This is a genomic window from Methylobacterium soli, assembly GCF_008806385.1.
Classification (GTDB): Bacteria; Pseudomonadota; Alphaproteobacteria; order Rhizobiales; family Beijerinckiaceae; genus Methylobacterium; species Methylobacterium soli.
Map to the genome: position 1 here is coordinate 64,276 of NZ_VZZK01000024.1, position 24,768 is coordinate 89,043.

General features: G+C 70.1%; 18 protein-coding genes. 10 read left to right on the forward strand and 8 right to left on the reverse strand.

The features are described from left to right. Positions 1–62 precede the first annotated feature (62 nt). The 5 genes from yajC to F6X53_RS20600 all read left to right on the forward strand — a co-directional run bounded on the left by yajC (position 63) and on the right by F6X53_RS20600 (position 4,493). A complete protein-coding gene (gene yajC / locus F6X53_RS20580) occupies positions 63–401 on the forward strand; it encodes a preprotein translocase subunit YajC (protein ID WP_151002092.1) in 339 nt (112 codons plus the stop codon). 63 nt (positions 402–464) lie between these two features. Beyond that, entirely contained in the window at positions 465–2,069 is a 1,605-nt protein-coding gene (secD, locus tag F6X53_RS20585; protein WP_151002094.1) for a protein translocase subunit SecD, read from the forward strand. Between the two features lie 185 nt (positions 2,070–2,254). Beyond that, on the forward strand, positions 2,255–3,199 hold the full coding sequence (gene secF, locus F6X53_RS20590; protein WP_151002096.1) for a protein translocase subunit SecF: 945 nt from the start codon (positions 2,255–2,257) through the stop codon (positions 3,197–3,199). A gap of 14 nt (positions 3,200–3,213) precedes the next feature. Beyond that, complete coding sequence (locus F6X53_RS20595) at positions 3,214–3,603, forward strand: Mth938-like domain-containing protein (RefSeq protein ID WP_151002098.1); 390 nt, start codon at positions 3,214–3,216, stop codon at positions 3,601–3,603. After that, positions 3,600–4,493, forward strand: a complete 894-nt coding sequence (locus tag F6X53_RS20600) for a phytoene/squalene synthase family protein (RefSeq protein ID WP_151002100.1) — start codon at positions 3,600–3,602, stop codon at positions 4,491–4,493. The genes F6X53_RS20595 and F6X53_RS20600 overlap by 4 nt, the downstream gene beginning before the upstream one ends. Before the next feature lie 15 nt (positions 4,494–4,508). Here the strand turns inward: F6X53_RS20600 and F6X53_RS20605 are convergent, their stop codons facing one another. Then, complete coding sequence (locus F6X53_RS20605; protein WP_151002101.1) at positions 4,509–6,077, reverse strand: putative bifunctional diguanylate cyclase/phosphodiesterase; 1,569 nt, start codon at positions 6,075–6,077, stop codon at positions 4,509–4,511. 320 nt (positions 6,078–6,397) lie between these two features. On the opposite strand from F6X53_RS20605, the gene F6X53_RS20610 reads away from it, so the two are divergent. Together F6X53_RS20610 and F6X53_RS20615 are read left to right on the forward strand one after the other, a co-directional pair. Continuing rightward, positions 6,398–8,125, forward strand: coding sequence for an L-lactate permease (locus F6X53_RS20610; RefSeq protein WP_151002103.1), 1,728 nt, complete (start codon positions 6,398–6,400; stop codon positions 8,123–8,125). Between the two features lie 133 nt (positions 8,126–8,258). After that, positions 8,259–8,789: a GNAT family N-acetyltransferase gene (locus F6X53_RS20615; RefSeq protein ID WP_151002105.1), complete on the forward strand. Its 531-nt coding sequence runs from the start codon at positions 8,259–8,261 to the stop codon at positions 8,787–8,789. 162 nt (positions 8,790–8,951) lie between these two features. Here the strand turns inward: F6X53_RS20615 and trmFO are convergent, their stop codons facing one another. The 3 genes from trmFO to F6X53_RS20630 form a co-directional block, all read right to left on the reverse strand. Continuing rightward, positions 8,952–10,376: a methylenetetrahydrofolate--tRNA-(uracil(54)-C(5))-methyltransferase (FADH(2)-oxidizing) TrmFO gene (trmFO, locus tag F6X53_RS20620; RefSeq protein WP_151002107.1), complete on the reverse strand. Its 1,425-nt coding sequence runs from the start codon at positions 10,374–10,376 to the stop codon at positions 8,952–8,954. Between the two features lie 143 nt (positions 10,377–10,519). Continuing rightward, positions 10,520–10,666, reverse strand: a complete 147-nt coding sequence (locus F6X53_RS20625) for a DUF1127 domain-containing protein (RefSeq protein ID WP_151002108.1) — start codon at positions 10,664–10,666, stop codon at positions 10,520–10,522. 246 nt (positions 10,667–10,912) lie between these two features. Further along, positions 10,913–11,887: a S1C family serine protease gene (locus F6X53_RS20630; RefSeq protein ID WP_151002110.1), complete on the reverse strand. Its 975-nt coding sequence runs from the start codon at positions 11,885–11,887 to the stop codon at positions 10,913–10,915. 276 nt (positions 11,888–12,163) lie between these two features. Here F6X53_RS20630 and F6X53_RS20635 point away from each other — a divergent pair, with 276 nt between their 5' ends. Together F6X53_RS20635 and F6X53_RS20640 are read left to right on the forward strand one after the other, a co-directional pair. Further along, positions 12,164–12,715 carry an RNA polymerase sigma factor gene (locus F6X53_RS20635; protein WP_151002112.1) on the forward strand — a complete coding sequence of 184 codons (552 nt, stop codon included), beginning with the start codon at positions 12,164–12,166 and terminating at the stop codon, positions 12,713–12,715. Next, a complete protein-coding gene (locus F6X53_RS20640) occupies positions 12,712–13,422 on the forward strand; it encodes an anti-sigma factor (protein ID WP_151002114.1) in 711 nt (236 codons plus the stop codon). Before F6X53_RS20635 ends, F6X53_RS20640 begins: the two co-directional genes overlap by 4 nt. 211 nt (positions 13,423–13,633) lie before the next feature. Here F6X53_RS20640 and F6X53_RS20645 read toward each other — a convergent pair whose 3' ends face one another. From F6X53_RS20645 to uvrA, 3 genes are all read right to left on the reverse strand, one after another. After that, positions 13,634–14,209 carry a fasciclin domain-containing protein gene (locus tag F6X53_RS20645; protein WP_151002165.1) on the reverse strand — a complete coding sequence of 192 codons (576 nt, stop codon included), beginning with the start codon at positions 14,207–14,209 and terminating at the stop codon, positions 13,634–13,636. 221 nt (positions 14,210–14,430) lie between these two features. Beyond that, on the reverse strand, positions 14,431–15,405 hold the full coding sequence (locus F6X53_RS20650; protein ID WP_151002116.1) for a transporter: 975 nt from the start codon (positions 15,403–15,405) through the stop codon (positions 14,431–14,433). A gap of 548 nt (positions 15,406–15,953) precedes the next feature. Beyond that, entirely contained in the window at positions 15,954–19,091 is a 3,138-nt protein-coding gene (uvrA, locus tag F6X53_RS20655) for an excinuclease ABC subunit UvrA (RefSeq protein ID WP_238298709.1), read from the reverse strand. 546 nt (positions 19,092–19,637) lie between these two features. Between uvrA and F6X53_RS20660 the strand changes: the two genes are divergently transcribed. Then, the gene (locus F6X53_RS20660; protein ID WP_238298711.1) at positions 19,638–21,701 is read left to right on the forward strand and encodes a methyl-accepting chemotaxis protein; all 2,064 of its coding nucleotides are present in this window, start codon (positions 19,638–19,640) and stop codon (positions 21,699–21,701) included. 169 nt (positions 21,702–21,870) lie between these two features. Here F6X53_RS20660 and F6X53_RS20665 read toward each other — a convergent pair whose 3' ends face one another. Next, complete coding sequence (locus tag F6X53_RS20665; RefSeq protein WP_151002118.1) at positions 21,871–24,669, reverse strand: PAS domain-containing sensor histidine kinase; 2,799 nt, start codon at positions 24,667–24,669, stop codon at positions 21,871–21,873. Positions 24,670–24,768: the final 99 nt, after the last annotated feature.

The following is a 24,768-nucleotide window of genomic DNA, read 5'->3' on the forward strand; positions in this document are numbered from 1 at the left end:
CCCGGATATCCCCCCGGCGGCAGGCCCCCCGCTTCGGCGACCCGTTTTATGGAGTTACGCGCTTGATCACCCCCGCCTTCGCGCAAGGGGCCGGCACCGCTGCTGCTGGCGGAGCGGACATCGCCTTGCAGGTGGTTCCGTTCGTCCTCATCTTCGTGATCATGTACTTCCTGATCCTTCGCCCGCAGCAGAAGCGGGTCAAGGATCATCAGGCATTGGTCAAGAACGTCCGCCGCGACGACACCATCGTGACGAATGGCGGTCTCATCGGCCGCGTCGTCAAGGTGTCGGACGAGGCTTCCGAGATCGAGGTCGAGATCGCCCCGAATGTCCGCGTGAAGGTCGTGCGCACCATGATCTCCGAGGTCCGCGTCAAGGGTGGCCCCGTCAAGGCGGCTTGATAGACCGCTCGAAGATGCCGGCCTAACCCGCCGGCATCACACCAAGAAAAGCAGGACCGGCGGATGTTGCGCTTCTCTCGAACCAAGATCATCGCGACGCTCGCCGTCATCATCATCGGCCTCAGCCTGGCCCTGCCCAGCTTCTTCCCGGCCGAGAGCCGCAAGGCCTTCATGGCCTCGCTCCCAGGCTGGTTCCCGAGCTGGATCATCCCGCAGCGGGCGATCGTGCTGGGCCTCGACCTGCAGGGCGGCTCGCAGCTCCTGCTCGAGGTCGACCAGAACGAACTCGTGGCCTCGCAGGCCAAGGCGTTGCGCGACGACGTCCGCCGCATCCTGCAGCAGGAGACCGTGCGGGCCGAGGGCGGCATCCAGCTCCTGCCGCGCGGCGTCCAGGTCCGGATCGCGGACGCCGCCCGCGCCAAGGTGTTGCCGAAGCTGCAGGAGCTGGCACAGCCGATCGCCAATCCCCTGGTCGGCCAGACCGGCGGGCGCACCATCGAGATCACCGACCAGCCCGATGGGCTGATCCGCCTCGCCCTGACGGATGCGGGCGTCAACGAGCGCACCCGCCGCGCCGTCACCCAGGGCATCGAGGTCATCCGCCGCCGCCTCGACTCGACGGGCACCACCGAGCCCTCGATCCAGCAGCAGGGGGCCGACCGCATCCTGATCCAGGTTCCGGGCGAGCAGAACCCGGAGCGCCTCGAGAAGCTCCTCGGCTCCACGGCGAAGCTCGAATTCCGGATGCTGGCGGATTCGCCCTCCGGCGACGTCGATCTGCTGCCCTCGAAGGACGAGAAGGGCGCCAAGGTGCCGGTGGAGCGCCGTGTCATGGCCGATGGCGGCGACCTGACCGACGCGCAGCCCGCCTTCGACCAGCAGACCCACGAGCCGATGGTGAGCTTCAAGTTCAACCTGAAGGGCGCCCAGCGCTTCGGGCAGGCGACCGCCGAGAACGTGGGTCGCCGCATGGCGATCGTGCTCGACAACGAGGTGGTCTCGGCCCCCGTCATCCGCACCGCCATCACGGGCGGCTCCGGACAGATCACCGGCAACTTCACGGTGCAGCAGGCCAACGACCTCGCGGTGCTGCTGCGCGCCGGCGCGCTGCCGGCGAAGTTCACCGTGGTGGAGCGCCGCGTGGTCGGCCCCGGTCTCGGGCGCGATTCCATCGAGGCCGGCAAGCTCGCGACCCTCGTCGCCGCCGGCCTCGTCGTCGCCTTCATGTTCATGACCTACGGGACGTTCGGCTTCATCGCCAACATCGCGCTGGTGGTTCACGTCGGCCTGATCCTCGGCCTGATGTCGGTGCTGGAGGCCACGATGACGCTGCCGGGCATCGCCGGCATCGTGCTCACCATCGGCACCGCGGTCGATTCGAACGTGCTGATCTACGAGCGCATGCGCGAGGAGCAGCGGGCCGGGCGCTCCCTGATCTCCGCCCTCCAGGCGGGCTTCGACCGGGCCTTCGCCACCATCATCGACTCGAACTCGACGATGGCGATCGCCGCGATCATCCTGTTCTTCCTCGGCTCCGGCCCCGTGAAGGGCTTCGCCGTGGTGTTCATCCTCGGCATCCTCACGACCGTCATCACGGCCGTGACGCTGACGCGGATGATGATCGCCGTATGGTACAACACCTTCCGGCCCAAAACCCTGCCGTTCTGAGGCCTTGCCGTTCTGAGGCCTTGCCGACCTGAGACCTTGCCGTTTTGAGACCTTGCCGACCTGGGACCTGGCCACCCTAGGACTTGGCCGCCTCAAGGGCACTGCCGTTCCGACGGCGTGCCGGCCGAACGATGGATGCGGGGAGGGGCCTCGGGGCCGTCTTCCCAGGGAATTCGAGACCGATCATGCGCCTGCTCCGCCTCTGGCCCGACGAGTCGCACTTCGACTTCATGCGGTATCGCCGATTCAGCTTCCCGCTCTCGGCGGCGATGTCGGTGATGACCGTCGTGCTGTTCCTCACGGTGGGCCTGAATTTCGGCATCGACTTCAAGGGCGGCACGCTCGTCGAGCTGCAGGCCAAGTCCGGCACGGCCGATGTCGCCGCGGTGCGCCACACCGCCAACGGCTTCGGCTTCGGCGAGTCCGAGGTGCAGGAGCTCGGCGGCCAGGGCAACATCCTGGTGCGCTTTCCGCTCCAGGCCGGCGAGCAGGGCCAGACCGCCGTGATGCAGAAGGCGCATGCCGCCTTCGACACCGATTACGAGTTCCGCCGCACCGAGACGGTCGGACCGCGCGTCTCCGGCGAGCTGGTCCAATCGGGCACCCTCGGCGTGGTGCTCTCCGTCGTCGCGGTGTTGCTCTACCTGTGGTTCCGGTTCGAGCGGGAACTCGCGCTCGGCGCGATTGTCGGCACCCTGCACGACATCGTCCTGACGGTCGGGATCTTCATCCTCAGCCGCATCGAGTTCAACATGACCTCGATCGCCGCGATCCTGACCATCGTCGGCTACTCGCTCAACGAGACCGTGGTGGTGTTCGACCGCACCCGCGAGCTGATGCGTCGCTACAAGACCATTCCGACGGTCGAGCTCCTCAACCTCTCGATCAATTCCACCATGTCGCGCACGGTGATGACCTCGATCTCGACCGCCCTGTCCCTGACCGCGCTGGTCCTGTTCGGCGGCGAGGCGATCCGGGGCTTCGCGGTGGTGATGCTCTGCGGCGTCGTGATCTGCACCTACTCGGCGATCTTCGTCTCGACTCCGGTGTTGATCTATCTCGGCCTGATGCTGTCGGGCGCCAAGAACGCGGCGCGCGAGCGCGGCGGCTTGGCACAGGCGGCGGAGTAGGAGACACCGACCGGATGAACGAGCCCCGCCGTCTGCATGACGGCTTCGTCCCCGGCCGCCATCTCATCGACGCCTACGGCGATGGCGGCTTCCGCTTCGCCGAGATGTCCCATCGCGGCTCGATCCTGGTCCTGCCCTCGGGCGTCCGGGCCTGGGACGTCGCCGAGGCCCGGAGCATCGACCGGACCGCGCTGCGCCCGGTTCAGGCGGAATCCGCCGCGATCGAGCTTCTCCTCGTCGGGACGGGGCTCGACATCGTCCCGCTGGCGCCTGACCTGCGCGCGTGGCTGAAGCAGAACGGCATCGGCCTCGACGTGATGCAGACAGGGGCGGCCGCCCGCACCTACAACATCCTGATGGCGGAGAACCGGAAGGTCGCCGCCGCATTGATCGCCGTCGCGTGAGCGAGATCGAGACCAGCCCCCGGACCGGCAATGGGCCCGGCAACGGGCCCGACTTCGCCTTCAGCCATTGCGAGGGCCTCATCCGCGAGGGCGACCCGGACCGCTACTTCGCGACCCTGTTCGCGCCGGCGGCTTCGCGCCCGCACCTCTTCGCCCTCTACGCCTTCAGCCTGACGGTGGCGCGGGTGCGCGAGGCCGCCGCGAACCCGATGGCCGGAGAGATCCGCCTGCAATGGTGGCGCGACGCGCTGCAGGGCGAGGCCCGCGGCGATGTCAAGGCGAACCCGGTCGCGGCGGCTCTGGAGGATGCCATCGTGACGCGCCGCCTCGGGCGCCAGCCCTTCGTGGACCTGATCGATGCCCGTGTCTTCGATCTCTACGACGATCCGATGCCGCGCGCGAACGATCTCGAGGGTTATTGCGGCGAGACCGCCTCGTCCCTGTTCCGCCTCGCCAGCCTGATCCTGTGCGACGGCGCCGAGCCGGGTGGGGCGGCGGCTGCCGGGCATGCGGGGGTCGCCTACGGCATCACCGGCCTGCTGCGCGCGCTGCCGTGGCACGCGCGCGCCGGGCAGGTCTATCTTCCGGCCGACACGCTGCGGGCCCATGGCGTCACCCGCGAGGACATCGTGACGGGCCGGGGCGGTCCAGGCCTGCGCGGGGCTGCGGCGGACCTGAGGGCCCTCGCGCGGCGCCATCTCGCGGCCTACGAGGCGGCCCACGCCACGATCTCGCCCGCCGCACAGCCCGCCTTCCTGCCGCTGGCGCTGGTGGAGCCCTATCTCGCCGCCATGGAGCGCCCGACCTACGACCCGCTCAACACGGTGGTGGAGATCCCGCGCTGGCGCCGCCTGTGGCGGTTGTGGCGGGCCGCGCGCCGCATCCGGTAGGCGCCCGCCGCCGGATCATGCGGCGAGGCAGGACTTGGCCACCTCCGGATCGATGCTCACCAGCGTGTCGATCTCGGATTTGGGCATCGGCGCGCCGAAGAGGTAACCCTGGCCGAAATCGCAGCCCTGGGTCGCGAGCCAATCGACGCTCGCATTTGTCTCGATCCCTTCGGCCGTGGTCACCAGCCCGAGGCTGGCACTGAGCTTGATGATCGCGTCCACGAGCTTGGCCCGCTCCTCGCTCATCGAGATGGTGTCGATATAGCTGCGGTCGATCTTCAGCTTGTCGAACTTCAGCTCGCGCAGATGGTAGAGGCTGGAATAGCCCGTTCCGAAATCGTCGAGTGCGATCCGCACCCCGAGGTTCTGCAGGGAGGTGAGGGTCGCTCGGGCGGCTTCCAGATCCTGCACCAGCGCCGTCTCGGTGATCTCGACCTCCAGGCGGTTCGGCGCCAGCCCGGTCTCGGTCAGGATGGCCAGGATCCGCTCGGAGAGCCAGGTATCCTGGAATTGCTGCGGCGAGATGTTGAGGGCGATCTGCAGGTGGGCCGGCCAGTCCCGGGCGTCGATGCAAGCCTGACGCAGGAGGCGGTAGCTCAGATCCGCGATGAGCCCGGTCTCCTCGGCAATCGAGATGAAGCGGGCGGGTGCGAGCAATCCGCGGGTCGGATGGCGCCAGCGCGCCAGGACCTCGACGCCGATCAGGGTCTGCTCCGGAAGCGAGACGACGGGCTGGTAGAAGGGCTCGATCTCCCCGTTCAGGATCGCGGCGCGCAACTCGCTCTCGAGCTGGGCGCGCGCCTTCAACTCGACATCCATGGCGCTCTTGAAGACCCGGTAGGTGCCGCGACCGTCCTTCTTGCCCTGGTACATGGCGAGGTCGGCGGCGTGCAGCACGACTTCGGCGTCCACGTCCTCGCCGGTGATGAGCGCGATGCCGACCGTCGCGCCGACCCGCAGCGCGTTGCCGTTCCACAGAACGGGGGCCGCGATGCTGCCGATCACCGCCTGCGCGAGCCGCGCCAGCGCCTCGCTGCCGCCCTCGAGGGGAACCAGCATCGCGAACTCGTCGCCGCCGATGCGCGCCGCGACGCCGCGGGCCGGGAGCAGGCCGTCGAGGCGCTCGGCGACCGTGCACAGAACCGCGTTGCCGGCCGCGTGGCCGTAGAGGTCGTTCACGGGCTTGAAGCGGTCGAGGTCGACCAGGAGGACGGCGGAGGACGGCTCGGCCCCGGTCGCCCGCCGACTCAGCTCGACGGCTTCGAGGAAGAGCCGACGATTGGCCAGGCCCGTCAGGGCGTCGTGGCGCGCGACGGCTTCGGCGCGCGCCGCCGTGGCGTCCCGCTCCCGCATGGCCAAGCGCAGCTTCAGGGACTTGCGCAAGCTCACGACGATCATGGCGAGCCCCATGAAGAAGCCCAGCATCAGCTGGTCCGACAGGCCATGGGCGAGGATGAAGTGGTTGAGGGTCCCGAAGGCGTGGAACTGCGCCCCGATGATCCAGCAACAGGCGCCGATCATCAGAAGGCAGAGCGCGTCGTAGAGTTCGCCTTCTCCCCAGCTGCCGCGTCGTTTCTCTGCCATGAGCCGTTGCCCCTCTCCGCGCCCGAGAGGGGAGCCGGCGCGCTTAAAGCGGCGTAAACTCGAAGGGCCATTTCGTACGCGATTGTACCGTCAGGCCGGATGGCGGTCCTTTGAGGAAAAGATGCTTAAGGAACTCAGCGGATGTCCGGGCAGCGGATCCGCTCGGCGGACCTCAGCCCCCGGCCGCGGAATCACCGGCTGGCATGCATGCAACAGCCTTTGAACACATAATAACTCCGCGTTGAGCCGGCCGAACCGCTCTGCTAGCACACCCTCAAGGGTCCGACCGAGAATCGGGCCAGCGGAGGAGCGCGACGCCCGTGGAAACCTGGAATCAAGTCTACGACCCCTTCGGGAACGCATGGCTCTCGACGCTGGCGGCTTCGCTGCCCGTCATCGCCCTGCTCGGCATGATCGCGAGCGGCAAGGTCAAGGCGCATATCGCGGCCGTCCTGTCGCTGGTCCTCGCCTTCGCGGTGGCCGTCGTCATCTTCGGGATGCCGGCCGGCCTCGCCACACGCGCCTCCCTTCTCGGCATGGTGACGGGGTTCTTCCCGATCGGCTGGATCATCCTCAACGTCATCTTCCTCTACCGCCTCACGGTGGAGAAGGGCTGGTTCGCGACCCTCCAGCAATCGGTGGCGGGGATCACGCAGGACCGGCGCATCCAGCTCCTCCTGGTCGCCTTCGCGTTCGGCGCCTTCTTCGAGGGCGCGGGCGGCTTCGGCACCCCGGTGGCGGTGACGGGCGCCATCCTGATCGGCCTCGGCTTCTCGCCGCTCGCCGCCTCCGGCCTCTCGCTCATCGCCAACACCGCCCCCGTCGCCTACGGGGCGCTCGGCGCACCGATCCAGGGCCTAGCCTCGGTCACCGGCTACGATCCCTACATCCTCGGCGCCATGATCGGCCGGCAGTTGCCCTTCTTCTCGCTCCTGGTTCCGTTCTGGCTGATCTGGGTGTTCGCGGGCTTCCGCGGCATGATCCGGGTCTGGCAGCCGATCCTGGTCTGCGGTGCCTCCTTCGCGGCCGCGCAGTTCCTGATCTCGAACTACGTCAATCCCTGGATCGTCGACATCGGCGCCTCGCTCATCTCGATGGGCGCGCTGGTTCTGTTCCTGAAGGTCTGGCAGCCCGCCGAGATCTGGACCTCGCCGGCCCTGCGCGGCAACGATCCCTCGATCGGCTATGGCAGCCCCGCCCGGCCCGCATCGGTCGGCGCCGGCGTCCCCGGCGACCTACCGGGCGCCGCGCCGATCGGCCGCCAGGCCTCGTCGCGCGAGATCCTGATGGCCTGGGTGCCGTGGATCATCCTCTCGGTGGTCGTGGCGGTCTGGGGCACGGGCTGGTTCAAGGGCATCGTGAACCCGCTCTTCACCTGGAAATACGAGGTCCCGGGCCTTCACAACATGATCATGAAGGTGCCGCCGGTCGAGGCGAAGCCGAAGGCGGAAGCCGCCGTGTTCCTCTTCACCTACATGTCCTACACGGGGACCGGCGTTCTCATCGCGGCGGTGATCTCGGGCCTGATCATGCGCTTCTCGCCGATGCGCCTGATCACCGCCTATTTCGAGACGATCTGGGTGCTGCGCTACTCGCTGATCACCATCGCGGCGATGCTGGCGCTCGGCGTGCTCACGCGCTACGCGGGCGTCGACGCGACGCTGGGCCTCGCCTTCGCGGGCACCGGCATCCTGTACCCGTTCTTCGGCACCTTGCTCGGCTGGCTCGGCGTCGCGCTGACGGGCTCGGACACGGCCTCCAACGTGCTCTTCGGCGGCCTGCAGAAGATCACCTCTGAGCAGCTCGGACTGTCGGGCATCCTGATGGCCTCGGCGAACTCGTCCGGCGGCGTCATGGGCAAGATGATCGACGCCCAGTCGATCGTGGTCGCCTCGACCGCCACCGGCTATTTCGGCCAGGAAGGCAAGATCCTGCGGTTCGTGTTCTGGCACTCGATCGCGCTGGCCTGCCTCGTCGGCGGCCTCGTGATGCTGCAGGCCTACGTCCATCCCTTCAGCGCGATGGTGATTCACCCGGCCGCTCCCTAGCGCGCTCCGCCGCGCCCGCTGCCGATCAGCCCGCCCCGGTCCGCCGGGGCGGGTTTTTTTCATGCGGGCGGGATGAACGGCGGCGCCCGGGACGTGACTTTTCCCGGAGCGCGCGGACGCCACATCTCGAAGGATGTTCGTCCGTCGTGGCCCCTCGAGAGACAGCCTCGCCGCCTTGCCCGGCCTGGACACCGCGCGCCTGCGCATCGCCGGCCTCGCTCCGGACCATGCCGAGGCCGTGCGGGCGCTCACCGACGATCCGGCCATCACGGGCGCCGTCGATTTCCTGCAGGCGCCCTTCACCCTGGAGAATGCCCAGGATCTGATCCGCAGCGGGCACCGCGGCACCGATCGCTTCCTCGGCGCCTGGTCGAGGGACGGGCGGGGCCTCGTCGGCGTGGTCGGAACCCATCTCAGGGGCGAGCGCGCCATCGAGGTCGGCTACTGGATCGGCGGCGCCGCCCGCGGCCAGGGCTACGCCGCGGAGGCCGTCGGCGCCGTTCTGGCACTCCTGTCGCGCCGCTTTCCCCACCGCCTCATCGTGGCCGAGTGCCGACCCGGAAACGTGGCCTCCTGGGGCCTGCTGCACAAGCTCGGCTTCCGCGAGACAGGCGAGGAGGGCCACCGGCCCGGGCGGCGTGTCCTCGTGCGCGAACAGGCCTGACGTCGCGCCGCCGCGATCGCGCGTGATGAGTCACGTGATCCTGCCCCAATTCGCCGGACCAGGCATGAAGATCCCACGGATCGTCCGGCAGGCAGGGCACGAAGGCGACCGACCGACCCCATGGCCCGCAGGATCGCCACCCGCGCGATCCAACCCGGCGAACTATTCGGCCGCGAGCGGCGCCGGCGTGGGCGCGGCGATCCAGCCGGCGAGGTCGGCCCGCGCCCGGTCGGTCATCGCCCGCTTCTTCAGCGCCGCCTTCTCGGGCCCGCGCAGGCGCCGTCCGGTCTCGTTGCGCGGCGCCTGGGCGAGGGGCGGGAACAGCCCGAAATTGACGTTCATCGGCTGGAAGGAGCGGGGTGCGCCCGCATCCTCGGCCTCGATATGACCGCCCGTGATGTGGGCGATCAGGGCACCGAGGGCCGTGGTCTGCGGCAGGGGCGGGAGCGCGCGGCCCTCGGCTTCCGCGACCGCGAACCGGCCGGCCATCAGGCCGATGGCGGCGCTCTCGACATAGCCCTCGCAGCCCGTGATCTGGCCGGCGAAACGCAGCCGCGGCTCGGCCTTCAGGCGCAAGGTCGCGTCGAGGAGGCGGGGCGAGTCGAGATAGGTGTTGCGGTGGAGGCCGCCGAGCCGGGCGAATTCCGCGTTCTCCAGGCCCGGAATGGTGCGGAAGACCCGCACCTGCTCGGCGTGGCGCAGCTTCGTCTGGAAGCCCACCATGTTGTAGAGGGTGCCGAGCGCGTTGTCCTGGCGCAGCTGGACGATGGCGCAGGCCTTCACGGTCGGGTTATGGGGGTTGGTGAGGCCCACGGGCTTCATCGGGCCGTGGCGCAGGGTCTCGGGGCCGCGCTCGGCCATCACCTCGATCGGCAGGCAGCCGTCGAAATAGGGGGTCGAGGCCTCCCATTCCTTGAAGCTCGTCTTCTCGCCCGCGATCAGCGCGGCGATGAAGGCGTCGTACTGCTCCCGGTCGAGGGGGCAGTTGATGTAATCCGCGCCGGTCCCGCCGGGGCCCGCCTTGTCGTAGCGGGACTGGAACCAGGCCTTGCCTATGTCGATCGAGTCGCGGTGGACGATCGGCGCGATGGCATCGAAGAAGGCGAGGGATTCCGCCCCCGTCAGTTCGCCGATCGCCGCGGCGAGGGCCGGCGAGGTGAGGGGGCCCGTGGCCACGATGACGCGCTCCCAGGCGGCCGGGGGCAATCCATCGACCTCCTCGCGGGCGAGGGTGATGTTCGGATGGGCCTCGAGCGCCCGCGTGACGCTCTGCGAGAAGCCGTCGCGATCGACCGCCAAAGCCCCGCCCGCCGGCACCTGATGCGCGTCGCCCACCCGCATGATGAGCGAGCCGAGGCTGCGCATCTCCTGATGCAGTAGGCCGACGGCGTTGCCGTTGGCATCGTCGGAGCGGAAGGAATTCGAGCAGACGAGTTCGGCGAGCCCGTCCGTCTGGTGCGCGTCGGTGCCGCGCAGGGGCCGCATCTCGTGGAGGACGACCGCGTGGCCGCGCTCGGCGATCTGCCAGGCGGCTTCGGAGCCTGCGAGGCCGCCGCCGATGACGTGGATGGGTGCTGTTCCGGACATGCCCCGGCATATCGGATCAGCCGGTTTCGAATCAACGCATGTCTGAGGCGCGGGGGTGTTGCGAAGCCCCAGAAACGACAGCGCCCGCCGGGAAGGGCGGGCGCTGTTCGGTCCGACGTCCGGAGCCCCCGGCGGGCGGGCGCTCAGAGGGCGTTGCCGCGGGCGATGCGGCGGATCTCGCTGCGGCTGATGCCGAGATCGTCGAGATCGCGGTTCGACAGGCGGGAGAGCTCCTGCACCGTCTCGCGGTAGCGCAGGTAGTTGCGGATCTTGGACACAAGGAACGACATGGCGGGTACTCTGCTCTGCAGGGGATCGTCGGCGTTCTGGGCCGGCATCCTCTTGTTATGTTGCATTGCGATGTAGGCGCGGAGCCCCGTCTCCGTCAGATCCGCCGCCGGAGCCCTGCCATGCAGATTCGGCAAAGCAAGCCCAGGATTTCGACAGAAACCCGCGCTGCACACATCGAAGGCAGCCGATTTCGCGCCGAAACTCGTGATTTTTACCGAATCTTGAGAATGCTGCAGCGCACGCAATCAGTGCAGCTGGGGACTCATCAGGAACCGCTCGCGGTCGGCCGAGGTCACCGCAAGCTTGAGAATGCGCCCCTCCCGCCGAACGGTCAGGGGCACCCGCACCCCGGCCTCGCCGAGCGCCCAGACCCGGCGGAAGAAATCCGCGAGGTCGGCGATGGGCTCGCCCGCCACGGCCTCCACGACGTCGCCGGCGCGCAGGTCCGCGCTCTCCGCCGGCCCCTCGTCGGCGAGCCCCATGACCACCACGCCCTCGTCACTCTCCGTGGCGTAGAGGCCGAGCCAGGGGCGGGCGGGGCGGTTCGGCCGGCCCCGCGCGGTGAGGTCGTCGAGGATCGGCGCGAGCAGGTCGATCGGCACCACCATGTTGATCATGCGCGCGCCCCCGGAGCCGCCCTGCTGCAATTGCAGGGATCCGATGCCCAGGAGTTCGCCGGTGGCGCCGATCAGGGCGGTGCCGCCCCAATGGGGGTGCGACGGGGCCGTGAACAGGGCCTCGTCGAGGAGATATTCCCAGTAGCCCGCAAATTCCTGCCGGGCGATCACCTGAACGGCGACGCTGCGCGTCCGGCCGCCGGCCCCGGCCACGATCGCCCTGTCCCCGATTCCGAGGCTCTCGGAATTGCCGATCGGCAGGGCCGGCAAGCCGAGGGGCTGCAGGGCCTGGACAAGACCCAGGCCCGTGGCCGCGTCGAAGCCGACCACGTGCCCGGGCACGGAGCGCCCGTCATGGGTGGTGAGCCAGACCGTGTCGGCCTCCATGATGAGGTAGCCGACGGTGAGCACGAGCCCGTCGGCCCGGATCACGACCCCGTTGCCCGCCCGTTCGGTGCCCAGCGTCTCGGCCGTGAAGGCCTCGGGCGGAACGCGCGTGGACAGGGCCACCACCGCGCTCAGGGCGCGGTCGAGGTCATAGGCGTAATCGCCCGGCTTGGGCTGCACGGAAGCGGGGATCTTCCAGTCGCCGTGCGAGGCCATGGGTCTGCGATCCTTCCGGTTGGGGGGCCGCCCGCGGCGTCCTGCGGCGTGCTCCTGCCTCAGATAGGTCGCCGCCGAGGCCCTCGACACCCGGCGCGGCGCAGAGGCCGCCGGGTCGCAAGCGCGGGATCCCGCCGGCGAGCCGGCTGAGAAGTTCTACCCAGGATCGTTCCGTGATCGGGTCCACAGGGCGCGAAAATGATCTAGGGTGAGGCTCACCACCTTGGCCCGCAGGAACCCCCAACCCCATGTCGCGCAACGAGAAGGTCCATCCCCTTGCGTGACGACGCAGTCCTGGCCGGGCTCCTGCAGGCGATCGCACGCCAGGACCAGGCGGCGCTGCGCAAACTCTACGACCTCACCGCCCCGCAACTTTACGGGGTCATCCTCCGTATACAGCGCGACCGGTCCGGTGCGGAGGATGTCCTTCAGGATGTCTACCTGCGGGTCTGGCAGGCCGCCGGATCCTACACGCCGGAAGCGGGCCGACCGCTCCCTTGGCTCTGCGCCATCGCGCGGAACCGGGCGATCGACGTCATCCGCCGCAAAGGAGAGGTTCAGGGCCCGGTGCGCGAGGACGGAGAAGACTGGCTGGAGCGGCTTGCCGATCCGAGCGACAGCGAGGCGAGCCTCCTGAGCCGCGACGCGCTGCGGGCCTGCCTCGCGCGCCTCGATCCGGCGCATCGCGACTGCGTGGTGCTGGCCTATTGCCAGGGCTATTCCCGCGAGGAGCTGGCCCAGCGCTACGAGCGCCCCGTGAACACCATCAAGACCTGGCTGCACCGCGCGCTGGCGAGCCTCAAGGGCTGCCTGGAGGTGGTCTCGTGAGCGCGGGCGCCGCAGGCCCCGACGACCGCGACCTGCGCGCGGCCGAATACGTCCTCGGGACGCTGTCCGCATCCGAGCGGGCCGCGTTCGAGCTGGAGCGCACCGTCGACCCGGTGAGCGAGGCCGCGGTCAGGGCCTGGGAGCGGCGCCTCGCCCCGCTCGTCGAGGTGATCCCCGAGGTGCAGCCGAGCCAGCGCGTCTGGGAGGCGATCGTGCGGGCCTTGCCGGGCGGGGCCGCCAACGACAACCGGGTCCGCGACCTCAGCCGCCAGGTTCGGCGCTGGCGTCTCGCGACGGCGGGAGCCGGCCTCGTGGCGGCCGGGCTCGGGCTGTTCGTCGCCCTCTCGCCGCGCCTAATCCCGCCCGCGGCTCCGCCCGCGGGCGCGCGCTACGTCGCGGTCGTGACGAGCGGCGGCGCCCTGCCGGCCCTCATCGTCAATATCGACACCGCGACCGGCACGGCCTCGGTGCGGCCGGTGAGCGCCGAGACGCCGGCCGGGCGCAGTCTCCAGCTCTGGTACGTGGGCACCGGCGAAGCACCGAAGCCCCTCGGGCTGATCGGCGCCGATGCGAGCCGGATCCCGCTGCCGGACGCGGCCCGGACGGGGCAGGGCGTGTTCGCGGTCTCGGTGGAGCCGCCGGGCGGCTCGCCGACGGGCCAGCCCACTGGTCAGGTGATCTATACCGGCCAGCTGATCCGCGACTAGAGCGTTTTCGAGCGAGGTGGATGCCGGCTCGCGTCAAGAAAATGCGACTGCACAAGGAGTTAGACCATTTTGCGTGATCCAAGGATTACGGAAAGTGGTCTAGCGGGCCCCCGAGACGAGAACGCCCCCGGCTCCGGGAGCCGGGGGCGCTCGCGTGCGCCGTGCGGCCCGCCGACCGGATTATTCCGGCCTGCGGGCGTATCGCGTCCGATCAGGGCTGCAGGACGCCGTTCACGACGTGGATGACGCCGTTCGACTGCATCACGTTGGCGATCGTGACGGTGGCGGTGTTGCCCTTGGCGTCGGTCACGTAGACCTTCTTGCCTCGAGTCTGCACGACGAGGGGCGTGCCCTGGACCGTCTTGATCTGCGCCTCGCCGCCGCCCTGCTTGACCAGAGCCGCCAGGTCGCTCGCGGTCAGCCGGCCGGGAACCACGTGGTAGGTCAGGATGCTCGTCAGGGTCGCCTTGTTCTGCGGCTGAACCAGCGTCTCGACGGTGCCCGGCGGGAGCTTGGCGAAGGCCGCGTTCGTCGGTGCGAAGACCGTGAACGGGCCGGGTCCGTTCAGCGTGTCGACGAGGCCGGCAGCCTTCACGGCGGCGACCAGCGTGGTGTGGTCCTTCGAGTTGACCGCGTTCTCCACGATGGTCTTCGAGGCGTACATCGGCGCCCCTCCGACCATCGGGTTCTTGGCCAGGGCCGCGGCCGGCAGCGCGGCGCCGACCGCGAGCGCGAGGGCAACAGCGGCGAACCGGGACGCGCGCGCGCGGCTCTGCAGGGACTTCATCATGGGCGTAACCTCATCTCGGCCCCATCTTCGGGGTCACGCCGGCCTCTACGGGGTGGCCGGCGATAAGGTTTCGCGCAATCGATCTCTTGGCCTCTCTCCACGCCGATAGATCCGGCGGAGGTATCACAAACGAGAAAGCCGCCCGGCCCAGAGGGACGGACGGCTCTTCCGAGGATCGGTCCCGGCCTGGATCGCTCCAGGCCGGTGCCCGACGGGTCTCAGTACTTGCGGATGAGCGGCGCCGGAACCGGAGCCGGAGCAGCGGCCACTGTGTAGAGCGGCGCGATGATGCGGAACCAGCCGTCCGTCGAGTAGTTGTCGCGGGTCCGACCGAACGCGGTGGTGTAGGTCGCGCCGGTGGCGACGTCGCGAGCGATGTAGAACTGCGCCGTGAAGGGTCCGAAATCGTAGCCGATGAGGCCACCGAGGGCGAAGCGACCGCGGTTGCCGGCAGCGGCGCTGAACGGGCCGATGTCGAAGTTGACCGTGCCGTAACCGACGGCGCCGATCTCGAACTTGCCGAACTTCTTCGTCGCGGTGAGGTCGAGGTTCAGGGAGTCGGAGATATTGATCGGGCCGATGGCGGCGCCGACGATACCGGGGAAGCGGCCGGGCGAGTCGTAGATGTTGGCGGTCAGGTTGGCGGTGAGGTTCCAGCCGTCACCGGTGTAGCTGCCGGCGACGCCGAAGCGGTAGGTATTCGACGAGAGCTGCGGCAGCACCGGGGTGCCGGCGAGGCCGATGCCGAGCGAGCCGCGGTCGCCGTTCAGGTCGTTCAGGTAGACACCGCCGAGAAGGCTGACGCCGAAGTTGTTGCCGAGGTCGAACGCCCAGATACCGCCGACGAAGGTGCCGACGTTGATCGAGATGTCGCGGTTGGCGACGCCGGCCCGGTTACGGGTCCAGGCGAACACGGTGGGGGGAGCGACGAGCAGCTCGATGCGGCCATCGAGGGGCTTGAGCGGGGTTGACCACACGAGCACCGGGATGTTCACGGCCGTATCCGGCGAGAACGGCGCATCGGTGCGACGGTAGGTGAACGTGTTCAGGGCATACACGCCCTCGGGGAGCGGTGCGCCGGTGGCGAGACCGACCTGCTCACCGGGAACCGTGGTCGTCTGGGCAAAGGCGGCCGTCGCCGTCATGCCGACCGAGAGCGCCACCGCGCCGGCGGCGAGCCACTTCTTCATCATTTTGTCTTTCCTTCCCAAGGATTTCAGGCGTCCGCCCCGTAGCCTTGCGCACTGCATTGTCGGCCTGCCGTTACAGTCGGCTTCCGTTCCAATGGTGCCAAGCGCCCCCTTACGGCCCCACCTCAAGTCTCAACGTCGAGAACTATTCTACAGACCGCCGCCGAAAGACAGTGGAATGCCTGCGGCCTCGGCACAGAGTACCCAACCGTTGCTCAAAAGCCGCATCTTTTGCGCAGCGCAGCACAGGAATTCCTGCCTGTTTGGGACAGTTATGAGCCATCTCGGAACACGGAAACGCTGGGAATTTCGGCAGAATAGCGCAGAATGCTCAAGCTCTTGAGGCGTCCGGTGGCTCGGGAGAAATGCGCAATCGAGCCCCGGAGAAGGCGCAACGGCGCCGCCGCGACGCAGCCGGCCGGGCGGGGCCGGTCGCGGCCGGCCGGGCCGCGACGGAGCCTGCCGGACGGCCCCTTCCGCGCGATCGGCCGGGGGCCGGGTCCTCGAATCGCGGGTCCGGCGCGGCGGCGAATCGGGCGCGCCGCCTCCGGCTACTCCGCGGCGGCGCGACGGCCCAGCGGCGGCTCCGCGGCCGGGCGGCGGGCCAGAACGTCCCGGAGGAAGCGGCCGGTATGGCTCTGCTTCGACTTGGCGATCTGCTCGGGCGTGCCCTCGGCCACCAGGAGGCCGCCGCCGTCGCCGCCCTCGGGGCCCATGTCGATCACCCAATCGGCGGTCTTGATGACCTCGAGATTGTGCTCGATCACCACGACGGTGTTGCCCTGGTCGACGAGTTCGTGGAGCACCTCCATGAGCTTGGCGACGTCGTGGAAATGCAGACCGGTGGTCGGCTCGTCGAGGATGTAGAGGGTGCGCCCCGTCGCCCGCTTGGCGAGTTCCTTGGAGAGCTTCACCCGCTGAGCCTCGCCGCCCGAGAGCGTCGTCGCCTGCTGGCCGACCCGCACGTAATGCAGGCCCACCCGCGCCAGCGTCTCCATCTTCTCACGGATCGACGGCACGGCCTTGAACAGGTCGGCCGCCTCCTCGACCGTCATGTCGAGCACGTCGGCGATGGATTTGCCGCGGTAGCGCACCTCCAGCGTCTCGCGGTCGTAGCGCCGCCCCTTGCAGACGTCGCAGGTGACGTAGACGTCGGGCAGGAAGTGCATCTCGATCTTGATGACGCCGTCGCCCGAGCAGGCTTCGCAGCGCCCACCCTTCACGTTGAAGGAGAAGCGGCCGGGCTGGTAGCCCCGCGCCTTGGCCTCGGGCAGCCCCGCGAACCAGTCGCGGATCGGCGTGAACGCCCCGATATAGGTGGCGGGGTTCGAGCGGGGGGTGCGCCCGATCGGCGACTGGTCGATGTCGATGACCTTGTCGAGGTTCTCCAGCCCCTCCAGGCGCTCGTAGGGCGCCGGGTGTTCGAGCGCCCCGTTCAGCTTCTTGGCCACCGCCTTGTAGAGCGTGTCGATCACGAGGGTCGACTTGCCACCGCCCGAGACGCCGGTGATGCAGGTGAAGGTGCCGAGCGGGATCTCGACGGACACGTCCTTGAGGTTGTTGCCCCGGGCGCCGACGAGCTTGAGCTTCCCCTTGCGCGCCTTGCGGCGGGCGGCGGGCGTGCGCACGGTCATCTCGCCGGTGAGGTACTTCGCGGTGAGCGAGGCGGGATTCCTCAGAACTTCCTCGGGGGTTCCCTGCGCGATGATCTCGCCGCCATGGATGCCGGCGCCGGGCCCGACATCCACCACGTAATCGGCCTGCAGGATCGCGTCCTCGTCGTGCTCCACCACGATCACCGAATTGCCGAGGTCGCGCAGGCGCTTGAGGGTGCCGAGCAGGCGCTCGTTGTCGCGCTGGTGCAGGCCGATCGAGGGCTCGTCCAGCACGTAGAGCACGCCGGTGAGGCCGGAGCCGATCTGCGAGGCGAGGCGGATGCGCTGGCTCTCGCCCCCGGACAGCGAGCCCGAGCCGCGGGCGAGCGTGAGGTATTCGAGGCCGACATCGACCAGGAAGGTGAGGCGGTCGCGGATCTCCTTGAGGATGCGGACCGCGATCTCGTTCTGCTTGTCGGTCAGCCGCGCGGGCAAGTCGGAGAACCAGCGATGCGCGTCGCGCACCGAGAGCGCCGTGACGGCGCCGATGTCCTGCAGGGCGACCTTCACGGCGAGCGCCTCGGGCTTGAGCCGCTTTCCGCCGCAGGCCTCGCAGGGCGTCTCGCCCATGAAGCGGGCGATCTCGTCGCGGGAGGCGTCGCTCTCGGTCTCCTTGTAGCGGCGCTCGAGATTCGGGATCACGCCCTCGAAGGGCTTGTTCACCTCGTAGGCCCGCAAGCCGTCATTGTAGGCGAAGCGGATCGATTGCGGGCCCGAGCCGTACAGGATGACGTCGCGGGCGGCCGCGGGCAGCTCGGACCAGGGCACGGTCGCCTTGAAGCCGTAATGCTTGGCGAGCGCGTCTAGGGTCTGGCCGTAATAGGGTGAGGTCGATTTCGCCCAGGGCATGACGGCGCCGCGCCGCAGGCTCAGGGCCGGGTCCGAGATCACGAGCTCGGAGTCGATCCGCATCTCGTGGCCGATGCCGCCGCAGGTCGGGCAGGCCCCGAACGGGTTGTTGAAGGAGAACAGCCGCGGCTCGATCTCGGCGATCGTGAAGCCCGAGACCGGGCAGGCGAAGCGCGACGAGAAGGTGATGGGCTCGGGCGTCTCGCCACCCTCCGGCGCGTCGGCGAACTCCACCAGAGCGATGCCGTCGGCGAGTTCCAGCGCCGTCTCGAACGATTCGGCCAGGCGGGCGCCGATATCGGGCCGCACCACGATGCGGTCTACCACGACGTCGATGTCGTGCTTCAGCTTCTTGTCGAGCTTCGGCACGTCGTCGATCGAGTATTGCTCGCCGTCGATGCGCAGGCGCTGGAAACCCTTCTTCTGGAACTCCGCGATCTCCTTGCGGTACTCGCCCTTGCGGCCGCGCACCACCGGGGCGAGCAGGTAGAGGCGGCTCTTCTCCGGCAGCGTCAGCACCCGGTCGACCATCTGGCTCACGGTCTGGCTCTCGATCGGCAGTCCGGTCGCCGGCGAGTAGGGGATGCCGACCCGCGCCCAGAGCAGGCGCATGTAATCGTAGATCTCCGTGACCGTGCCCACCGTCGAGCGCGGGTTCTTCGAGGTGGTCTTCTGCTCGATCGAGATGGCGGGCGAGAGCCCGTCGATCTGGTCGACGTCGGGCTTCGACATCATCTCGAGGAACTGGCGGGCATAGGCCGAGAGCGATTCGACGTAGCGGCGCTGCCCTTCGGCGTAGATCGTATCGAAGGCGAGCGACGACTTGCCGGAGCCGGACAGCCCGGTGAACACCACGAGCTTGTCGCGGGGGATCGTCAGGTCGACGTTCTTGAGGTTGTGCTCGCGGGCGCCCCGGACCGAGATCACCCGGGTGTCGCGCGCATGGTCGAAGAGCGCCTCAAGGCGGGCATCGGCCTTCACGGCCCGCGCCGCCTCGCTCTCGGCCCGCCGGGCGGCGACCGCTTGGTCCGCGCCCACCGGACGTCCACTCGCCTTGCCGGCCTTCGCCGCAGGCTTGGTGCCAGCCGTCGAAGGCTTGGTGCCAGCCGCCGCAGGCTTGGCTACGGTCCCGGCAGGCTGGGGGGAAGCGGTCTTGACGTCGGCTTGGACTTTGGCTTTGGCCATGGGGCGACGGGTCTCTTCAGGTCGTTCGGGCGGCCCAACGGGCCTGAAACCGGGAAGCCGAGCGTGCGGACGGCGCATCGGCGTGGGGCACCGAGCTGGGGCCGCAGCGGGCCTTAGCTAGAACAAACGCGGTACATCGGCAACAGACCCGATCGGATTCCGGAACCGGAGCCGCAGAGATAGGGTCCGTGCCCGGCGAAGACTTGGCCGTACATCGATTCCACCATGGCACGCGCGAGGCCAACGCGCGGATGCGCGCTCAGGACTCGGCGAGAGAATCACGCAGACGCCCGATACTCCGGCCCAACCCGGTTCGAGCCACAGGACAGCGAGCTCTCATGTAAGGCTTCCTGCGCCCGATCCAACCCGGGCGAGCCCGTCCGGAGCGCCGCGCGGGCCGCGTTCGACGTCGGAATCGGCGTGAGGCCGGCCAATCCTGCATATTTATTTGTCTATTTGCTTCAATATTGGTCATCGGAATAAGCGGAAACCAGTCATTTACGGCATGCCAGCAAGAGAAGCCGATCTACACAACCGAAGATCGGCATGGGCATGAAGTCGGGTGGTTTCGTCGCGTCTCTCCGGGGCCGTATCTTGGCGGTCGCGCTCGCGCCCTGTCTCGCCTTCGCGGCGGTCGCGGGCCTCGCGGTCTCCGATCGGATGGCGCAGCGCTCCGACATGGCGGAGGTCCAGGGGCTCGTCGGCCTCGCCTCGCAGGTGAGCGCCTTCGTGCACGAGGCCCAGCGGGAGCGGGGCGCCTCCAGCCTGTTCCTCGGCTCGAAGGGCACGCAGTTCCGGGCCGAGCTCGATGCCCAGCGCAGCCGGACGGATGCGGCCCGCACGAAGCTCACGGCCGCGGTCTCCGAGGATGCGGTGGCGGGCTTCGGCCCGGCCTTGGCGCGCCAGGCGAGCCTCATCCGCGACGGCCTCGCCCGGGTCGAGGCGCAGCGCAAGGCGGTCGACGCGCTCCAGTCGACGCCGCCCCAGACCATGGCCTTCTTCACGGGCCTGATCGGCCAGGGCCTTAGCATCGTGCAGGAGATGGCCAAGGTCGCCCGCCATGTCGGCATCGCCAACCGGATGGCGACCTACGGGTCCTTCCTGTCCCTGAAGGAATTCGCCGGCCAGGAGCGCGCCGCCGCCTCGGCGGCCTTCGCGATGGGCAGCCTGGACCTCGCCGGACTCGAGCGCCTGACGACCCTCTCGGCCAACCAGGCCACCTACGAGAGCCTGTTCCGCCTGCGGGCGGAATCCGCGCAGGTCGGCGCCTTCGAGGCGAGCGAGGCGGGCGAGGCGGCGCGCGAGGTCGCGCGTCTGCGCAGGCTCACCCTCGGGACGCCGCCCGGCGAGGCGCTCGCCTTCCGCGACAGCCCCCTCTGGTTCAAGCTCTCCACCCAGCGCATCGACGGCCTCAAGGGCGTCGAGGACCGGCTCACCGGCGACCTGATGCAGGCCGCCGGTGAGGTCCGCGCCGCGGCCGACCGGAGCCTCGCCCTCTGGGCCGGGGCGGGCCTTGCCACCTTCCTGCTCTCGGGCGCGCTCGCGTTCGGGCTCGGCACCGCCGTCGCCCGGCCGCTCATCCGGATGTCGCGCGCGCTCACGGCGATCGGCCGGGGGGAGGGCGCGGTCGAGATCCCGCAGGGCGGTCCCCGCGAGGTGCGGGCCATCGCGGCCGCCGCCGTCGCGTTCCGCGACAGCGTGAGCGAGCGCCGCCGGATCCACCTGGAGCAGGAGGCGATGGCCGAGCGGAGCGCCGCGACCCAGCGCGCGGCGGCCCTCGGCCTCGCCGACAGCTTCGAGGCACGGGTCGGCGGGATCGTGGAGGCGGTCTCGAGCGCGGCGGCCCAACTGGAGGCCGCAGCCGGCGGGATGGCCAGGGCGGCGGGCGACACCGCCACGCTCAGCCAGCAGGTCGCCCAGGCCTCGCACGAGGCCGCGCTGTCGGCCGACACCGTCGCGGCCGCCACGGAGGAGCTCTCCGCCTCGGTGCGGGAGATCGGCACCCAGGTCACCGCCTCCGCCGATCTCGCCGCCGCGGCCGAGCGGGATGCCGAGGGCATGGCCGGGGAGGTCAACCGCCTCGCGGCCGCCGCGGGCAGCATCGGGCAGATCGTCGGGCTGATCTCGGACATCGCCGGCCAGACGAATCTCCTGGCCCTCAACGCCACGATCGAGGCGGCGCGCGCCGGCGAGGCGGGGCGCGGCTTCGCGGTGGTGGCGAGCGAGGTCAAGAACCTCGCGGGCCAGACCGCGCGCGCCACCGACGAGATCGCCGCCAAGGTCGCGGAGATCACGGCCTCGACCCAGACCTCGGTCGCCGCCATCGGGGGCATCACGGGGGTGATCCAGCGGCTCGCCCGCATCGGCGGCGACATCGCGGCGGCGGTCGAGGAGCAGGGTGCCGCCACGGGCGAGATCGCCCGCACCACGGCGCAGACCTCGGAGGGCACGCGCGCGGTCTCGGGCCACATCGCGGGCGTCAGCGAGGCGGCCGGCACCGCGAGCGCCGGCTCGGCGCAGATCCTCTCCGCCGCGACCAACCTGTCGGCCCAGGCGCGCGACCTGCGGGGCGAGGTGAGCCGCTTCCTGGCGACCATCCGGGCGGCCTGACGGCCGCGGCGCCTGACGGCCGCGGCGCCTGACGGCCGCAAGGCATGGTGACCTGACGGGCGGCGCGGCCCGCCCGCCTCGATGCCGGGACGGGGCGCGGATCGGAGGGGCCGCCGACGGAACCGGCGCCGGTCCCGCGCCATCCGGTGTCCCGGAGCGGGCTTCCTCCTCAATCCACGGATTGGAAGCCGGCGAGGGGCGCCTCCACCCGGCAGACGACGCCGCCCGGCTCGTAGAGGAGCGACACCTCCCCGCCGATGGCGCCGGCGAGGCCCCGCTCGATCAGCCGGGAGCCGAAGCCCCGGCGCGCGGGCGCCCGGACGATGGGGCCGCCCTGCTCGGTCCAGGCCATCCGCAGGCTCGGCTCGGCGCCCCCGTCGAGGATCTGCCAATCCACCACCACGCGGCCCTCCGGCACCGAGAGGGCACCGTATTTCACCGCGTTGGTGGCGAGCTCATGCATCATCAGGCTGAGGGAGAGGGCGGCCTTCGGCCCCACCTCGATCGCGGGGCCGCGGATCGCGAAGCGTCCGGGCTGGCGATCGTCGTGGATCGAGAGGGCGCCCGTGATCACCGCATCGATGTCGGCGCTCTCGCGCGCGCCGGTGAGGAGGATGTCGTGGGCCTTGCCCAGGGCGATCAGGCGGGCGGCGAGCGATTCCTTGGCGGTCTCGAAATCGGGTGCGTTGCGCAGCGTCTGCGAGGCGATGGCCTGGACCATCGCGAGGGTGTTCTTGAGCCGGTGGCTCAGCTCGCGGTTGAGCAGCCGCTGCTGATCCTCGGCCTGGAACCGCCCGAGGGCGTCCCAGGCCCGCTCCGCCACCTCGCGGGCGAAGGCGACCTCGCCGGGCGCCCAGTCGCGCGGCTCGGACGCGTGGGCGAAGAGCACCCCGACGAGGTTGCCCCGCTGGATCAGCGGGACCTCGATCAGGGCCCGCACGCCGAGCGCGGCGTAGCCAGCCGCATCTCCGGCGAAGTGCGGATCCCCCGTGACGTCGGGCACCGCGACGGTCTCGCCCCGGCGTAGGCACTGGGCGGTCGCGGGGAAGTCGGCGAGGGGACGCGGCGCGGCATCGGCGGCGGCCGCGGAGGCCGGCCAGATCCCCCCCGGGGCGGACAGGCCCGCCCGCGGGTCGACCGACCGGTACCCGGCGCGGGCCGTGCTCAGGGTCCTCCCCAGGATCGCCGCCGCGGCGTTGAGCATCGATCCCCGCGCGCCGGAATCGCGCAGGGCGTCGCCGAGCTCGATCAGGGCGCGCTGGCGCTCCTCGGCCAAGCGCTCCTGCGTGATGTCCTCGATCATCGCGGTGGTCTGGATCGCGTCGCCGAGGACCTGCGAGACAAGGTTGACCCGGCCCCAGATCAGGCGCCCGTCCGCGCGCCGGTAGCGCTTCTCCAGGGTCTCCTGCATGATCTCGCCGTTGGCCAGGCGCCGGTGCAGCGCGTCGCGCGCCACCGCATCCTCGGCCGGCGTCCACTTCGCCACCGATTGCCCGAGAATCTCCTCCGGTTGGGCCCCCCAGATCTCGCAGAGCTTGGCGTTGACCCGGAGCGCCTTGAGGCTGCGCGGATCGAGTTGGACAATGCCCAGATTGGCGCCCTCGAACACCGCCCGGAATTGCGCGCCCACCTGGTTGCGCTCGGTGACGTCGAGGAGGGCGCCGATCATGCGCAGCGGCGTGCCGGCCGCATCCCGCACCATGTAGCCGCGGTCGAGTACCTCCGCGTAGGTGCCGTCCGCCCGCAGGAAGCGGTACTCGTGGCTCCACTCGCTCACCCGGCCCTCGACCACCGCCCGGATATCGTCGTCCACCTGCGCCCGGTCGTCGGGATGAACCCGCGCGATCCACCACGCGCCGGTCGGCTCGACCTGATCCGGCACCCAGCCATAGGCGGCCTGCAGCGCCTCGTTCCAGACCATCGTGCCGGTGCTCAGATCCCAGTCCCAGATGGCGTCGTTGGTGGCCCGGGTGACGAGACGGTAGCGGTCGCGGATCGCCTGAAGGGCGAGTTCCCCTTCCTTGCGGGCGCTGATGTCCAGCAGGGTGCAGACCAAGCGGGTCGCGCGTCCGCCCGCCACCACGCGGCGCCCCCGCGCGCTGAGCCAGCGCCGCGCCCCGTCGGGAGCGCGGATGCGGAACGCGCTGTCGAACAGCCCGGTGCGGCGCGGATCGAGGCAGGCCTGGATCTCCGCGTCGATGCGGGCCCGGTCCTCCGGATGCAGCCTCGGCAGGAAGCTGCCCGCATAGGTGACGGGCTCGTCGGGCGCCGCGCCGAACAGGGTGCGGGTGCGCCCGTCCCAGGTGAGCCGGTCGGCCACGAGGTCGTAATCGAACACGCCCAGATCCGTCGCCTCGATGGCGAGGCGCATCAGGAGCGCGGTCTCGCCGAGCCGGACCGCGCTCGCCTCGCGGATCTCCTGCGTCTCCTGCCGCTGGACGATGTCGGCATTCCGCCGCGACACCGCGCGACGCAATTCCAGCCGCGCCATGATCTGGCGGGCGAGGGCACCGAGGCCCGCCGCCTGCCCCGGATTGAGTCCCGCGGGTCGCGGGACCACGTCGAGCACGCAGAGGGTCCCGAGCCCGAGGCCGTCCGGCGTCTCGAGGCGGGCGCCGGCATAGAAGCGCAGGCCCTCGGGGCCGGTGACGCCGGGATGGTCGCGGGTGCGCGGATCGGCCGTGAGGTCCGGGATGACGAGGAGGCCGGGGCCAGCGAGAACCGCGGCGCAGAGCGCGTCGTCGAGGCCCGTCTCGCCGGCCGCGGGACCGATCCGCGCCGCGACCCTTGGCCGGCCTGTCGCCACGAAGCACAGCCGGGCGGCGGGCGCCGCGCAGAGTGCGCTCGCCACGAGCACGGCATCGTCGAACCCCGCCTCGGGCGACGTGTCCATGAGGCCGTAGGCGAGGAGGGCGGAGACCCGCTCGTCCGTGACCTCCGCCTCAGCGCTGGCCGAATCCTGCGTCATCGTCTCGGTCGGCGGGTTCTCTCAGGATGCTGGAGCGATGAACGTGCGAAGCGCCGGTTGAGATGCGCCGGGACCGGTGAGCCGCCGCGTCGGTCGGGG

Excerpts from the sequence above, each read along its gene's own strand:
- F6X53_RS20630 (WP_151002110.1), bottom strand. The coding sequence starts at position 11,887 with ATGGCCTCGCACGGCGACTGGAAGATCCCCGCTTCCGTGCAGCCCAAG.
- F6X53_RS20650 (WP_151002116.1), bottom strand. The coding sequence starts at position 15,405 with ATGATGAAGAAGTGGCTCGCCGCCGGCGCGGTGGCGCTCTCGGTCGGC.
- uvrA (WP_238298709.1), bottom strand. The coding sequence starts at position 19,091 with ATGGCCAAAGCCAAAGTCCAAGCCGACGTCAAGACCGCTTCCCCCCAG.
- secD (WP_151002094.1), top strand. The coding sequence starts at position 465 with ATGTTGCGCTTCTCTCGAACCAAGATCATCGCGACGCTCGCCGTCATC.
- F6X53_RS20615 (WP_151002105.1), top strand. The coding sequence starts at position 8,259 with ATGTTCGTCCGTCGTGGCCCCTCGAGAGACAGCCTCGCCGCCTTGCCC.
- trmFO (WP_151002107.1), bottom strand. The coding sequence starts at position 10,376 with ATGTCCGGAACAGCACCCATCCACGTCATCGGCGGCGGCCTCGCAGGC.
- F6X53_RS20605 (WP_151002101.1), bottom strand. The coding sequence starts at position 6,077 with ATGGCAGAGAAACGACGCGGCAGCTGGGGAGAAGGCGAACTCTACGAC.
- F6X53_RS20660 (WP_238298711.1), top strand. The coding sequence starts at position 19,638 with ATGGGCATGAAGTCGGGTGGTTTCGTCGCGTCTCTCCGGGGCCGTATC.
- F6X53_RS20625 (WP_151002108.1), bottom strand. The coding sequence starts at position 10,666 with ATGTCGTTCCTTGTGTCCAAGATCCGCAACTACCTGCGCTACCGCGAG.
- secF (WP_151002096.1), top strand. The coding sequence starts at position 2,255 with ATGCGCCTGCTCCGCCTCTGGCCCGACGAGTCGCACTTCGACTTCATG.
- F6X53_RS20645 (WP_151002165.1), bottom strand. The coding sequence starts at position 14,209 with ATGAAGTCCCTGCAGAGCCGCGCGCGCGCGTCCCGGTTCGCCGCTGTT.
- F6X53_RS20665 (WP_151002118.1), bottom strand. The coding sequence starts at position 24,669 with ATGACGCAGGATTCGGCCAGCGCTGAGGCGGAGGTCACGGACGAGCGG.
- F6X53_RS20595 (WP_151002098.1), top strand. The coding sequence starts at position 3,214 with ATGAACGAGCCCCGCCGTCTGCATGACGGCTTCGTCCCCGGCCGCCAT.